The organism is Flavicella marina (assembly GCF_009193215.1).
GTDB lineage: Bacteria > Bacteroidota > Bacteroidia > Flavobacteriales > Flavobacteriaceae > Flavicella > Flavicella marina.
This window is the reverse complement of sequence record NZ_VYVA01000002.1, coordinates 13,955-28,236: the sequence shown is the minus strand read 5'-3', so window position 1 is coordinate 28,236 and position 14,282 is coordinate 13,955. Positions and strand designations below refer to the sequence as shown.

Genomic DNA, 14,282 nt, shown 5'->3' with positions numbered 1-14,282 from the left:
AATAATTTACCAAACTGCAACAATTGTGAAAAATCTCTTTTCTCTAATTTGTTCGTAGATTTCTAAGAAAAATACGAATATCTTTTACCATGATATACATCAACATTGGTAAAACGACAAAAACTAATTTGTTCATTTCAAAAGCATCTATCCATCTTCCTTTCAATAAAAGAACTGTTGCTCGTGTAAATCCACATCCAAAACAATCAAACTGAAAAAAAGATTTAAAAACACATGGAACAAATAAATCAACCTTAAAAACTTCGAATAAAATTGTAGCTAAAAAAAAATAGCCGCCAATAATAAAGTACAATTTCCGCTGACCTACATACAGTCCCACCGCGCTTTTAATATCTAATTGGGTTTCCATCTACATCTCTAAAACTACCAACCAGTAAAATAATAAAATCAATTAACCACCAGATTCCACAACCACCTAGCGTTAATAGTTGGACTATACCAATACCGGTATGTCCTGTATAAAAACGATGCGCTCCTAAAAAACCAAAAAACCAGCACAACACCAACGACACGATCCATCTTTTTTCTTGTTCTTGACGTTCTGTAGTCTTACCGTAAACAACCTGCTGTCGTACCCCGCATTTAGGACATATTTCTGCTTTGACATTAATTGGCTCAGCACATTCTAAGCAATATTTTTCGTTTTCAGTTTTCACGATCTTCATAGTTTTAAGAATTTACCAAAGGCATAATTTATGCCTCTGGTAAATTTACTTATTTTATTGGTATTACAATGCCTTAAAAGCATTTTCTAAATCAGCTTTTAAATCTTCAACAGACTCTAAACCAACAGACAAACGTATTAAATCTTGTGAAACCCCTGCTCCCAATTGTTCTTCTTCAGTCAATTGCTGATGTGTTGTACTTGCAGGGTGAATGATCAATGATTTCGTATCTCCTATGTTTGCTAGCAAAGAAAATATTTTAGTAGCATCCGTTAACTTTTTTGCTGACTCAAACCCACCTTTCACACCAAAAGTAACCAAACCACTTTGTCCTTTTGGTAAATATTTTTTTGCCAAAGCATTGTATTTATTACTCTCTAACCCTGGATAATTTACCCATGCTACTTCTTCTCTTGCTTCTAGCCATTGTGCCAATTCCAAAGCATTTTCACTGTGCTGCTTGATACGCACTGACAAGGTTTCTAAACCTTGAATAATTTGGAATGCATTGAATGGACTCAAAGCTCCACCAAAATCACGCAAACCTTCTAAAATCAATTTAAAAGTAAATGCTGCAGCACCTAATGCTTCGCTATACACCAACCCATGATATCCCGCAGAAGGTTCTGTAAACTCAGGAAATTTTCCGTTTGTCCAATCAAAAGTTCCCGCATCAACAATTGCTCCTCCTAAAGAATTTCCTTGTCCTCCAATATATTTTGTCAAAGAATGAATTACCAAATTCGCTCCGTGTTTGATTGGATTTAACAAACCTGGTGTCGCCACTGTATTATCTACAATAAACGGCACCCCTGCTGCTTTAGAATGCGCAGCAATTGCTTCTAAATCTAATACATCTAGTTTAGGATTCCCTAAAGATTCTACAAAAAACGCACGAGTATTATCTTGAACCGCATCTTTAAAATTATCAGGGTTCGAAGCATCAACGAACGTAGTTGTGATTCCTAAACGAGGCAACGTAACATTTAACAAAGTAAATGTTCCTCCATACAAACTGCTCGAAGCCACAATATGATCACCAGCACGCAACAAAGTCATTAACCCAGTAGCAATAGCAGAAGTTCCGGATGCAAAAACAACCGCACCAATTCCACCTTCAATTGCTGCCAATCGATCTTGTAAGATTTGATTTGTAGGATTATTCAATCGTGTGTAAATAAAACCTAATTCCTTCAATGAAAATAAATTTGCGGCATGGTCTGTGTCATTAAAAACATATGAAGAAGACTGATAGATTGGTACCGCCCTTGTTCCTAAAGTTTGAGTTGTGTCGTGTCCAGCATGCAATGCATTTGTTTCGAAATTTTGTGTACTCATTGTATTTAATTTTTAGTTTGATAATTATTTTGAACAAAAAAAACCTCTATAGAATAACTATAGAGGTTTATAATATTTATGTATGTTGTTTTTACACAATAGTATCCCCTACAGAAATAAATCTGTACATCATCATAGAACACATATTTGTTAAAAACTTCATTTTTCTAAATTTTGTTCTACAAATGTAGAAACTTTTATTTAAAATACAAATATTCATTTCTTTTGTATAACTTTGCAGCGTTAAACAACAAAGAGGAAAGATTTGACTGATTGCCACCTCGTTAAAAAAGAGCTAAAGCAGGATTCCATCTTTCACTTTAGCGGTTTTGGTAATTATTTGATTTTTTCTCGTCTCATAGAAAAAAATTAAAATAATGGCATATTTATTTACATCCGAATCTGTTTCGGAAGGACATCCAGATAAAGTAGCAGATCAAATTTCTGATGCTTTGATTGATAATTTCATGGCTTTTGATCCAGATTCTAAAGTAGCTTGCGAAACATTAGTAACAACAGGTCAAGTTGTATTGGCAGGTGAAGTTAAGTCTAAAACTTATTTAGATGTTCAAAAAATAGCAAGAGAGACGATCAACAAAATTGGATACACAAAAGGAGAATATCAATTTGATGGTAATTCTTGTGGTGTATTGTCTGCAATTCACGAACAATCAGACGATATCAACAGAGGTATTGATCGTGCGACAAAGGAAGAACAAGGAGCTGGAGACCAAGGAATGATGTTTGGTTATGCAACGAATGAAACAGATAACTACATGCCACTTGCATTAGAGTTGTCTCACCGTTTGTTAATCGAATTAGCAGCTTTGAGAAGAGAAGGAACCGAAATTTCGTATTTACGCCCTGATGCGAAAAGTCAAGTGACGATTCAATATTCTGATGACAACAAACCAGAAAGAATTGAAGCTATCGTTGTATCTTCACAACACGATGATTTTGATGCGGACGATGAAAAAATGCTAGCCAAAATAAAATCAGATATCATCACTATTTTAATTCCAAGAGTTCTTGCGAAATTAAAGCCAGAAATTCAAGCTTTATTCGGTGATGACATCAAATACCATATCAACCCAACTGGAAAATTTGTAATTGGTGGACCTCATGGTGATACTGGATTGACGGGTAGAAAAATTATTGTTGACACGTATGGTGGTAAAGGAGCTCATGGAGGTGGTGCTTTTTCAGGGAAAGACCCAAGTAAAGTAGATAGATCTGCTGCCTATGCAACTAGACACATCGCCAAAAACTTAGTTGCAGCGGGTGTTGCTGATGAAATTTTGGTGCAAGTATCTTATGCTATTGGGGTTGTAGAACCTATGGGGATTTTTGTAGACACTTATGGCACCTCAAAAATTAATTTATCTGATGGTGAAATTGCTGAAAGACTTAGCGGAATTTTTGACATGAGACCAATCGCAATTGAAGAACGTTTAAAATTAAGAAACCCGATATATCTAGAAACTGCAGCTTACGGACATATGGGAAGAACTCCAGAAGTTAAAACAGTTAGATATGAATCTCCAAATGGAGAAGTTGTTGAGAAAGAAATTGAAACGTTTACTTGGGAAAAACTGGATTATGTTTCAAAAGTAAAAACTGCTTTTGGTTTGTAAAAATCATTGATTATAAATACTTAAAACGCCTTTGCTTTCATTTGCAAAGGCGTTATTTTTTTCTACTTTTGTTAAAAAAAGATAGATGTTTATTATCGGTATTTCTGGCGGAACGGCAAGTGGTAAAACAACCATCGTTTCAGCGTTGAAAAACTTTTTCCCTGAGACCGTTCTTGAAGTTATCTCTCAAGATTCGTACTACAAGAAAACAGATGATTTAAACTTTGAGGAGAAAACAAAACTAAATTTCGACCATCCAAAAGCTATTGACTTTGACTTACTCTTTGTGCAACTGAACGAGTTAAAGAAAGGAAAGACAATCGAACAGCCTGTTTATTCGTTTACAGAACACAACAGAATAAATGACACTAAAAATACAACTCCAAAAAAAATATTGATTGTTGAAGGAATATTAATATTTAACGACAAAAGATTGTTAGATTTGTTTGATTTAAAAATTTTTATCCATGCTGATGCCGATGAACGATTGATTCGCCGAATAAATAGAGATCAAAAAGAACGAGGAAGAAGCATTGAGGAAATTATGAATAGGTATAAAAACACATTAAAACCTATGCATCAAACTTACATAGAACCTCATAAAAACAAAGCGGACTATGTTTTTGACACAACAAAAACCAACAATAAGGCGATAGCAAAATTAACAAATTTGATACAACAAGAATTGAAGTAACTGAATGAAACTAGTAAAAAAAATACAAAGCAATCCAATATTAAAAATCGTGACCAATCGCTATGTCTTGATATTGCTTGTCTTTTGCGTTTGGATGCTGTTTTTCGACGAGAATTCTTACTTAAATCATCGAGAATACAATCAAGAAATTGAAGAGTTACAGAATTCTATTGAATTTTATGAAAAAGAAATCGAACACAACAAAAAAATGATCAAGGCCTTAAACGACCCTGATCGATTAGAAAAATATGCTCGCGAGATATATCGCATAAAAAAAGAAGAAGAAACATTATTTTTAATAGAATTTGACACTTTAAAAGATTAATAAAATGAAAATACTAGGTATTGGTAAAAACTATGTAAATGACATTGAAGAAGTTGCTGGGTTAAAAACAGGAACTCAAATTATTTTTTCTAAACCAGAATCAAGTTTGGTTTTAAACAATAACGATGTAGAATACCCTTCTTTCACGAACCAATTGATTTACGAATTAGAATTGGTGGTAAAAATTGGTAAATCAGGAAAAAATATTTCTGAAGAAAATGCAGCTTCGTATATCTCTGAAATCGGACTAGGAATCGATTATACAGCCAAAGATGTTTTGACTACATATAGAGATATTAAAGCTCCTTGGGACCTAGCTAAAGGTTTTGATGGAGCAGCTCCTATATCGAAATTTTATCCAATCGAAAAATTTAAAGACTTATCTGACATCAATTTTGACTTGAAAATCAATGGTGAACAAAAACAGGTAGGAAACACTTCTAAAATGATTTACAACTTTGAAGAAATCATTGCATATATTTCTAAATTTATGACTTTAGAACCTGGTGATTTAGTTTTTACAGGAACTCCAGCTACTGGAGCAGGAAAAAACGAAAAAGGAGATCATTTACAAGGTTCGCTTGAAGGCGAATTACTGATCGATTATAAGGTAATCTAATTTCCGAAAAAATCAACAAAAAAGCCTTGAATCGAATTCAGGGCTTTTTTTTGCTTGAAATCGTTGAATACAAGAAGCCTGTACCATAGCCATAAAACTGTACAGCTGTCGCAATCAAGCTTAACAATCCAACTTTTAAACTCTTATTATTTAGGGTAGCATCAATCAACAAAATAGAAAAATAGCTTGCATAAGCATACATAAGAATCATACTATTTGTTGTAAAAAACAAACAAGCCAAAACAAATCCTACCAAAAAAACACTCGGAAACCAATACGTAATTTTTGCTGTTCCTGGGTAACGCTTATTTAAAATAGGTCGAGCTTTACCAAAGTTATTTGTTTGCTTAAAAAACTGTCGAAAGTTTGCTCTTCTTTTATGGTAGACGAATGCTGCTTCAATCAACTGCGTTTCAAATCCTGTTTCCCACAGACGAAACGTTAAATCAATATCTTCTCCTATTTTTAAATCTGAAAAACCTTTCGTTTTTTCAAATGCTTTTTTCGACAATCCAAAGTTAAAACTCCTAGGCTGAAATTTACCGATAGCTTTTTTCTTACCCCTTATTCCACCTGTTGTAAAAACTGAAGTCATTGCATAATTGATCGCTTTTTGAACGGATGTAAAACTTTCATGAGCTGCATCTGGCCCCCCAAAAGCATCTGTGAAATTTGATTTCAATTGTGAATTTACATGGATCAAATAATCTTTCGGAACCAAACAATCAGAATCTAAGATTAAAAAATAATTCCCACTTGCTTGTTGCATCCCAAAATTTCGACTTTTTCCTGCTCCTCGATTCTCAGTAAAAAAATACCGAATGTTCAATACTTTTTGATATTTTTCCAAAATATGCGCACAAGTATTTGAAGACCCGTCTTCTACAATTACAACTTCAAACGAAATTCCTCCTTCCATAATCAACAAGCTATCTAACAACTCACCTACCTCATCAGGACGGTTATATACAGGGATTATAAAGGAATATTGTAAATTCATTTTTTCTTTGTGGAAATCAAATATACTATTTCAATTTGTTTTGAACACAAAAAAAATGCAAACCAAATTGGTTTGCATTTTTTTTTATAAATATTCTTTTTGTCTATTTTTCATCAGTAAATTCAGACATCACTGCTGTACTTACTCCCATGTTAGAGAAACCTCCATCATGAAATAAGTTTTGCAATGTTACTTTTTTCGTTAAATCAGAAAATAAAGAAATTGTATAATCTGCACACTCTAACGCTGTTGCATTACCAAGAGGAGACATTTTTTCTGCATAATTGATAAATCCATCAAATCCTTTAACACCACTACCGGCAGTAGTCATTGTAGGAGATTGAGAAATTGTATTTACACGTACTTTATGATCTCTACCAAAGAAATATCCAAAACTACGAGCAATTGATTCTAAATATGCTTTATTATCAGCCATATCATTGTAATCAGGGAATACTCTTTGTGCAGCCATATACGTTAAGGCTACGATAGATCCCCACTCACTCATCGCTTCTTTTTTATACAACACATTCATCACTCTATGAAAAGACAATGCTGAGATATCAAAACCTTTGTGCGTAAAGTCATAATTAGACTCTGTATAATGCTTCCCTTTTCTTACATTCAAAGACATTCCAATAGAATGTAAAACAAAATCAATTTTACCGCCCAAAATTTCAACAGATTTTTCAACCAAATTTTCGATATCTTCCATTGAAGTTGCATCAGCAGGAATAACTTGAGAGCCTGTTTTTTCGGCCAATTCGTTGATGGTACCCATTCTCATAGCAATTGGCGCATTTGTCAATACAAAAGTTGCTCCTTCTTCATGAGCTCTTTCTGCAACTTTCCATGCAATTGAATTTGAATCCAATGCTCCAAAAATAATCCCTCTTTTTCCTTTTAATAAATTATACATAAATATAAAATTGAATGTTTTTAATTTTTTTGTGTGGCAAATATAGTAAAGATTGCCAAATAATAGATTTTAAATATAAAACTAAAAAATTAGATTTACACCTATATAATACTATCCGAATTAGTCAACTTCTTCATAGTCTACGTATTCTCCTACATTGTTTTCTCGTATATTAGCGCGTGATGGCTTTTTATCAATCACGGTCTCCCCCACTTTTACATCGTCTGAATAAGTATCTGAATTTCTTTGTTGTGCTCTCTGTTGTGCTTTGTTCACGGCTCTCTTTAAAACGAGAGGTATTACATACCTGGCAATAAACTTTAATCCATAAATAACCAGCAATATGATAGCGATTGTTCTAAAAAAGGTTACCAAACCTGCTTCTTGTATCATTAAAAAATAATTTGTTCAAAAATAACAATTTCAAAGGAACTAAGTCGTTCCTATACATAAAATCTTATATTTGAAAAAAATTACGTTACCCTTAAGAATGACTCATAAATATTGGCTTTTATTTTTGCTGTTGCAAATTTCCGTAATGTCAGCCCAATACACCGAAATTATCAATTCCAGTAGACCTGGTTTTGCTGAAACACCTTATAGTGTCGGTTCTGGAGTTTCTCAAATCGAAGGAGGGTATCAATTCTACGCTACAAGTAATTTTGTAAACAACGAAAAGTTAAAATCACATATTTTCAATCAAACATTGCGATTTGGTTCTTTTTCTGAATATTTAGAGTTCGCCGTTCTGTTGGATCAAAATATTGATCGGTTTCGAATAGAACAAGATCCAAATATCACACAAAGCCTTGGAGGAAGTATTGGATTCGGTATCAAATATTTGATTTTAAATCCGAAAATAAAAAATAGAGATCACGAAATTAGAAGTTGGAAAAAAAGAACAGGCTTTCACCCTAGTATGCTTGTTCCTGCAATTGCACTTAATGTAAGTACTTCCATAGGCTTAAGTCCAACTTTTAAAGAGAATATCAACTTAACACCTGACGATATACTTGATTTATTTAACGACAATCCAAATTACGTCATCAACACAAATGAACGTGGCAATATCAAGTTGAATATTTTACTACAAAACCACATAAAATATAAATGGACAATTGTTACAAACTTTGGCTATGAAAAACGTTTTTTTACAGAAGACATCAATAGCGACGTATACAACCTAATATTCAGTGCAACCTATAACTACGATAAACAATGGTCATTTTTTGGAGAAAGTCGTAATCAATTCAATAGCTTCATTAACAATTCTGAAATTAGAACAGGTGCAGCATATTTAATTAACAATAATTTGCAATTAGACGCTTCTATTAATGGTAGCTTAGGATCTCAATATAACAATGCAGGTATCTCGATAGGTGCTTCATGGAGAATTGATGAACATGTTGACAAACTGAAAAAACCTAAAAAAGAGAAAACAGCATCAGACACGATAAGTGGACCTAATTTTTTTGTTAGAGCAGGTCAAGGAACCAAAGAATTTATTGTCGTTGCTGGAATTTCAATTGGAACCTTCTTTAGCAATGCTGCTACCGACGTAAGTATCTTTACTCAAAATTTATTTCTGAAAAAAGAGAACGAAATTCCTAAACGTGAACGAAAAGGAAAATCAACAGAAAAAGCAAAAGAAGAAAAACTACCTGAACCCAAAAAACCAAAAAAAGGTAGACATCTTCGTGGTGAAATCAAGGATCAAAAAAGCGGTAAAAACGCAGAAAGAGAAAGAAAAGCAGCATTAAAAGCTTCTGAGGCTGAACGCAAAGCGAAAGAAAAAGCTGAAAAAGAAAGACTAAAGGCAGAAGAAGCAACTCGAAAGCAAAACGAAAAAGAAGCTGCAGCTGCGTTAAAAGCCCAAGAAAAAGAAGAAAAAGAGCAAGCAAAACTAGCAAATTCAGAAGCAGAAAAAGCAGAGCAAGAAAGAATTGAAGCTGAGAAAAAAGCCCTAGAAGCTAAACAAGCTGAGGAGAAACGCATTGCTGAAGAAAAAGCAGCACAAGAAAGAATTGCTGCCGAGAAAAAAGCCCTAGAAGAAAAGAAGGCTGAGGAGAAACGCATCGCTGAAGAAAAAGCAGAGCAAGAAAGAATTGAAGCTGAGAAAAAAGCAATTGAAGCGAAGCAAGCTGAGGAGAAACGTATCGCTGAAGAAAAAGCAGCGCAAGAAAGAATTGCTGCTGAGAAAAAAGCCCTAGAAGCTAAACAAGCTGAGGAGAAACGCATTGCTGAAGTAAAAGCAGCACAAGAAAGAATTGCTGCCGAGAAAAAAGCCCTAGAAGAAAAGAAGGCTGAGGAGAAACGCATCGCTGAAGAAAAAGCAGCGCAAGAAAGAATTGCTGCTGAGAAAAAAGCACTTGAAGAAAAGAAGGCTGAGGAGAAACGCATTGCTGAAGAAAAAGCAGCGCAAGAAAGAATTACTGCAGAGAAAAAAGCCCTAGAAGAAAAGAAGGCTGAGGAGAAACGTATCGCTGAAGAAAAAGCTGAACAAGAAAGAATTGCTGCTGAGAAAAAAGCACTTGAAGAAAAGAAGGCTGAGGAGAAACGCATTGCTGAAGAAAAAGCAGCGCAAGAAAGAATTGCTGCTGAGAAAAAAGCACTTGAAGAAAAGAAGGCTGAGGAGAAACGCATTGCTGAAGAAAAAGCAGAACAAGAAAGAATTGCTGCTGAGAAAAAAGCACTTGAAGCTAAAAAAGCTGAGGAGAAACGTATCGCTGAAGAAAAAGCAGAGCAAGAAAGAATTGCTGCTGAGAAAAAAGCACTTGAAGCTAAAAAAGCTGAGGAGAAACGTATCGCTGAAGAAAAAGCAGAGCAAGAAAGAATTGCTGCTGAGAAAAAAGCTCTTGAAGAAAAGAAAGCTGAAGAGAAACGTATCGCTGAAGAAAAAGCAGAACAAGAAAGAATTGCTACTGAGAAAAAAGCCCTAGAAGCTAAAAAAGCTGAGGAGAAACGTATCGCTGAAGAAAAAGCTGAACAAGAAAGAATTGCTGCTGAGAAAAAAGCCCTAGAAGCTAAAAAGGCCGAAGAGAAACGTATCGCTGAAGAAAAAGCTGAGCAAGAAAGAATTGCTGCTGAGAAAAAAGCACTTGAAGAAAAGAAAGCTGAAGAGAAACGTATCGCTGAAGAAAAAGCTGAACAAGAAAGAATTGCTGCTGAGAAAAAAGCACTTGAAGAAAAGAAAGCTGAAGAGAAACGTATCGCTGAAGAACAAAAGGCCTTAGAAAAAGAAAATAAAGAAAGAGAGAAAGCCGAAAAGAAGAGACTAAAAGAAGAAGAAAAACAAAAAAAAGCAGCAGAGAAAGCAGCGAGAAAAGAACAAAAAAGAAAAGAACGTGAAGCAGCTCTCAAAGAGCTAGAAAGAGAAAGAGCAGAAGAATTACAGCAAAGAATAGACGATATTTCAACCTTTTAATTATGCAATTATTTTACAGTCCCGAAATCAACGAAAACTCTATCAATTTTACATTTGACAAAACCGAGAGTCGACATATTGTTCGTGTTCTAAGAAAAAGTGAAGGTGACAAAATTTTCATCACAAACGGAAAAGGATTTTTGTTTCAAGCAGAAATCTCTGTAGCAAGTGACAAAAAATGTGTTGTAGCAATTGTCGATAAAACACTTCATAAAAAACCATGGAACTACCAATTGCATGTTGCAGTAGCTCCGACAAAACTTAACGATCGAATGGAGTGGTTTTTAGAAAAAGCTACTGAAATAGGCATCGATGAAATAACACCCATTATATGTGATCATTCTGAAAGAAAAGTTGTGAAATTAGAACGATTCGAAAAAATAATTCTTTCTGGTATGAAACAATCTCTAAAATACCACCTCCCTAGAATCAATCCTGCTATTAGTTTTAACGAGTTTATAAACAGCAATCCATCTGGGGACTTGTTTATCGCTCATTGTGAAGAACAAGACAAAAAATCTTTCAAAACAGAAATAAGAAAAAGCACCGACATTACCATCTTAATTGGCCCTGAGGGCGATTTCTCTAAAAAAGAAATAGACAAAGCTTTGGCGAATAATTTTACTCCTGTTACATTAGGAAATAGTAGACTTAGAACAGAAACTGCTGCTTTGGTAGCCTGTCATTCTGTAGCTTTTGTTAATGAATAAGATTTTATTCAACAATCGCATCAACAACCAACTGTTGTATTTTCGTACGAATATCTTCTTCTCCTAGCTTGTTATTTTCCATAGTAGGATATGTTCGATTCGACAAAAACACATACAACAATCCTGTATCAGGATCTGCCCAAGCATAAGTACCCGTAAATCCGCTATGTCCAAAACTATTTTGAGAAACACAACCGCAGGTGTTTTTTACCTCAGGGTTTAATTGAGGTTTATCAAAAATTAGCCCTCTACGAATAGAATCTTGCTCGAAGTAGCGTCTATTGAATTTTTTTATCGTTTTTTCTTCTAAGTATCGATGTCCGCCATAGTAACCATTTTGCAAAAATAACTGCATCATTTTTGCAACGTCATTAGCATTCCCAAAAAGACCAGCATTACCATTCACTCCTCCCATCATAGCTGCCCCCATATCATGCACATAACCCTGCAGTGTTTGATGTCTGTAATATGCATCAATCTCTGAAGGAACTATTCTTTCCTTCTTAATTTCTCCCAATGGATTAAATCTTAAAGTTTCTGCACCTAACTTCTTATAAAAATATGCCGTCAATAAAGTGTCCATTCCTGTCTTTAGATTCGATTCCATGTACTCTTTAAAAATATAAAATGCCAATCCACTATATTTATAACCTATTGCCTCTCTCTGATCCACATCTCTAATTTCTTGATAAATGCTGTCTTTGTAGTCAGTTCTTAAAAACATATTTTCAGCAACTTTTATTTGATGCAATTCATCTTTCGTTGTACTATAATAATCTGGTAATGGTTTATGTGATAAACTGTCAATAGTTTTCTTGTAAAACGGCAACCATGCTTTTAAACGTGCAGTATGAGAATACATTTCTTTCACGGTCAATGTATCTTTGTTACTATTTTTATAAACTGGCATCAATTCGCCTAAAGTTGAATCCAAATCAAACATACCTATTTCTTCAGCTCTCATCAACATTGGTGCCCCTCCCAATATCTTCGTAAGTGAAGCTAAATCGTAAACATCTGAATTTTTTACGGGTGTCTTTTTCTCATAGGTATGATATCCAAAACTTTTTTCATAGACAACTTGCCCATATCTTGCTACCAATACTTGAGCTCCAGGAGTCATTTCTTCTTTGATAATTTCATGAACAACACTATCAATACGTTTCAACCTTTGAGAACTCATCCCAACTGATTCTGGTTTGCCATACCCCAAACGCATCAAATTAAGAGAAGAAAGTCCAGTACCTTCCTTAAAATGACCTCCTATAGATACCGGTAATTTTCCATGGGTTTCAACGACTCCGAATAGAGCCTGTGCTGCAATCTCTTGTGCATAAATACTGTTTTGATAAGCTACTACGACTCCATCTATAGAATCAAAAGAATTGATATCCAAAAGACTATATGGACTCGCAAACACCGCTAAAATAACCCGATTGTTTTGCGCTATTGTTTGTAAAAGTTCTAATTCTTCTTTTTGGAATTTAAAATTCTTCCACGGATTGCTATTCGATTTATGATATCCAATAATTACTTGATCAAAATTCTTTAATTTTGAAATACCACTGTCTACAGAATCCATTTTCACCTCTGTAACTGTAATATACTTATTCAACATATTAAAAAAAGCAGCATTGTTATCATCTCCTAACTTAACATAAGCTGTTTTGGTATCTGCAAATTCTTTTATCGGAAAAACCGCATTCTTATTTTGAACTAATGTTATGGATTCTTTTACTAAAGAAGCATGTAATATAGAGTCTTGAACAGTATTTAAGTCTTCTTTTAAATGATCTAAAACTACAGGCTGATAATTATCTAGCCCAGCCCAATACTTAGCTTTTAATATTTTCCTCACAGAAAACTCCAATCGCTCCATAGTCAATACGCCTGTATTCAAAGCTCTTTTTATTTTTTTGACAGCTGCTCCAACATCTTCAGGAATCAACAACATGTCATTCCCTGCCAAAAATGCAGCCAAATCTATCTCTCCTGGTTTCGCATAATTTGCAGCACCCTTCATATTCAGTGCATCGGTAAAAATCAACCCATTGAAGCCCATTTTTTCCTTTAACAAATTGGTAATAACTTTATAAGAAATTGATGTGGGAACCTCAGGATTCGGTTCTAGAGCAGGTACACTTAAATGCGCTACCATAACACTAGACAAACCTGTATCAAAAATCTTTGTATAAGGATAAAGTTCTATCGCATCCAGACGTTCGTAATCAAATAATAATTGCGGTAGTGTTTTATGAGAATCGGTGGCGGTGTCTCCATGACCAGGAAAGTGTTTGGCATTTGCCAATACATTTTCACTTTGCATACCTTCAATAAAAGCCGCAGCTTTTCTTGTTACATTGTATTTGTTTTCACCAAATGAACGATTGCCAATGATTGGGTTTTCTGGGTTGGTATTGATATCGACAACAGGAGCAAAATTAATATGAATTCCCATTCTCTTACAATGCACTCCCAAACGTTGTCCAAAATTCTTGATCAATTGATCTTCTTGAACAGCGCCCAACGTCATATTCCAAGGATACCTAAATGTATTTTTCAGACGCATGTCTAACCCCCATTCTCCATCAAAACCAATCAGCAAAGGAATTTTAGATTTTTTCTGATATCTATTGTTCAATTCTGCCTGTTTTTCAGGAGTCCCTTGCATAAATATCAAACCACCGATGTGGTATTTTTTAATCTCTGATTCTATAAACTTTCGATGTTTTTTGTCTTTGTTAGAATACGCCTGAATCATAAATAGTTGTCCTATTTTCTCATCTAACGACATGGCAGATAATTGTGCTTCAACCCACTGCTCCTGTGCTGCTACATCTTTAGTTAAAAGCGGATCTAATTGCTGTGCGCTAAGCGAAAAAACAGCACTTATTAAAAAAACAAAAAAAGAATACTTCATAAAAAGAGTCTAA

At 34.4% G+C, this 14,282-nt stretch carries 13 protein-coding genes; 6 read left to right on the top strand and 7 right to left on the bottom strand.

The genetic code is table 11. From position 1 onward, the window contains the following. Positions 1–43 precede the first annotated feature (43 nt). From F6P99_RS13535 to F6P99_RS04890, 3 genes are all read right to left on the bottom strand, one after another. Positions 44–370 (bottom strand): DUF2752 domain-containing protein, encoded by a 327-nt coding sequence (locus F6P99_RS13535; protein ID WP_152286348.1) that lies wholly within the window; start codon positions 368–370, stop codon positions 44–46. Then, positions 348–686, bottom strand: coding sequence for a TM2 domain-containing protein (locus F6P99_RS04895; RefSeq protein WP_152286347.1), 339 nt, complete (start codon positions 684–686; stop codon positions 348–350). Before F6P99_RS04895 ends, F6P99_RS13535 begins: the two co-directional genes overlap by 23 nt. Positions 687–749: 63 nt before the next feature. Further along, on the bottom strand, positions 750–2,024 hold the full coding sequence (locus F6P99_RS04890; RefSeq protein WP_152286346.1) for an O-acetylhomoserine aminocarboxypropyltransferase/cysteine synthase family protein: 1,275 nt from the start codon (positions 2,022–2,024) through the stop codon (positions 750–752). Between the two features lie 377 nt (positions 2,025–2,401). Between F6P99_RS04890 and metK the strand changes: the two genes are divergently transcribed. The 4 genes from metK to F6P99_RS04870 all read left to right on the top strand — a co-directional run bounded on the left by metK (position 2,402) and on the right by F6P99_RS04870 (position 5,296). Continuing rightward, a complete protein-coding gene (gene metK / locus F6P99_RS04885) occupies positions 2,402–3,658 on the top strand; it encodes a methionine adenosyltransferase (RefSeq protein WP_152286345.1) in 1,257 nt (418 codons plus the stop codon). Between the two features lie 85 nt (positions 3,659–3,743). Then, a complete protein-coding gene (gene udk / locus F6P99_RS04880) occupies positions 3,744–4,352 on the top strand; it encodes a uridine kinase (RefSeq protein WP_152286344.1) in 609 nt (202 codons plus the stop codon). A 4-nt stretch (positions 4,353–4,356) separates the two neighbouring features. Then, positions 4,357–4,677, top strand: a complete 321-nt coding sequence (locus tag F6P99_RS04875) for an FtsB family cell division protein (RefSeq protein WP_152286343.1) — start codon at positions 4,357–4,359, stop codon at positions 4,675–4,677. 4 nt (positions 4,678–4,681) lie between these two features. Continuing rightward, on the top strand, positions 4,682–5,296 hold the full coding sequence (locus F6P99_RS04870) for a fumarylacetoacetate hydrolase family protein (protein ID WP_152286342.1): 615 nt from the start codon (positions 4,682–4,684) through the stop codon (positions 5,294–5,296). Positions 5,297–5,333: 37 nt separating this feature from the next. On the opposite strand, the gene F6P99_RS04865 is transcribed toward F6P99_RS04870, so the two are convergent. The 3 genes from F6P99_RS04865 to F6P99_RS04855 all read right to left on the bottom strand — a co-directional run bounded on the left by F6P99_RS04865 (position 5,334) and on the right by F6P99_RS04855 (position 7,608). Further along, entirely contained in the window at positions 5,334–6,296 is a 963-nt protein-coding gene (locus tag F6P99_RS04865) for a glycosyltransferase (RefSeq protein ID WP_152286341.1), read from the bottom strand. A gap of 103 nt (positions 6,297–6,399) precedes the next feature. Then, positions 6,400–7,215, bottom strand: coding sequence for an enoyl-ACP reductase FabI (locus F6P99_RS04860; RefSeq protein WP_152286340.1), 816 nt, complete (start codon positions 7,213–7,215; stop codon positions 6,400–6,402). A gap of 120 nt (positions 7,216–7,335) precedes the next feature. Then, on the bottom strand, positions 7,336–7,608 hold the full coding sequence (locus tag F6P99_RS04855) for a DUF4834 family protein (protein WP_152286339.1): 273 nt from the start codon (positions 7,606–7,608) through the stop codon (positions 7,336–7,338). A 145-nt stretch (positions 7,609–7,753) separates the two neighbouring features. Between F6P99_RS04855 and F6P99_RS04850 the strand changes: the two genes are divergently transcribed. Both F6P99_RS04850 and F6P99_RS04845 read left to right on the top strand, forming a co-directional pair. Further along, complete coding sequence (locus F6P99_RS04850) at positions 7,754–10,639, top strand: transporter (RefSeq protein ID WP_193316000.1); 2,886 nt, start codon at positions 7,754–7,756, stop codon at positions 10,637–10,639. A 2-nt stretch (positions 10,640–10,641) separates the two neighbouring features. Then, positions 10,642–11,349 carry a 16S rRNA (uracil(1498)-N(3))-methyltransferase gene (locus F6P99_RS04845; RefSeq protein WP_152286337.1) on the top strand — a complete coding sequence of 236 codons (708 nt, stop codon included), beginning with the start codon at positions 10,642–10,644 and terminating at the stop codon, positions 11,347–11,349. 4 nt (positions 11,350–11,353) lie between these two features. Here F6P99_RS04845 and F6P99_RS04840 read toward each other — a convergent pair whose 3' ends face one another. After that, positions 11,354–14,269: a glycoside hydrolase family 3 N-terminal domain-containing protein gene (locus F6P99_RS04840; protein WP_152286336.1), complete on the bottom strand. Its 2,916-nt coding sequence runs from the start codon at positions 14,267–14,269 to the stop codon at positions 11,354–11,356. Positions 14,270–14,282: the final 13 nt, after the last annotated feature.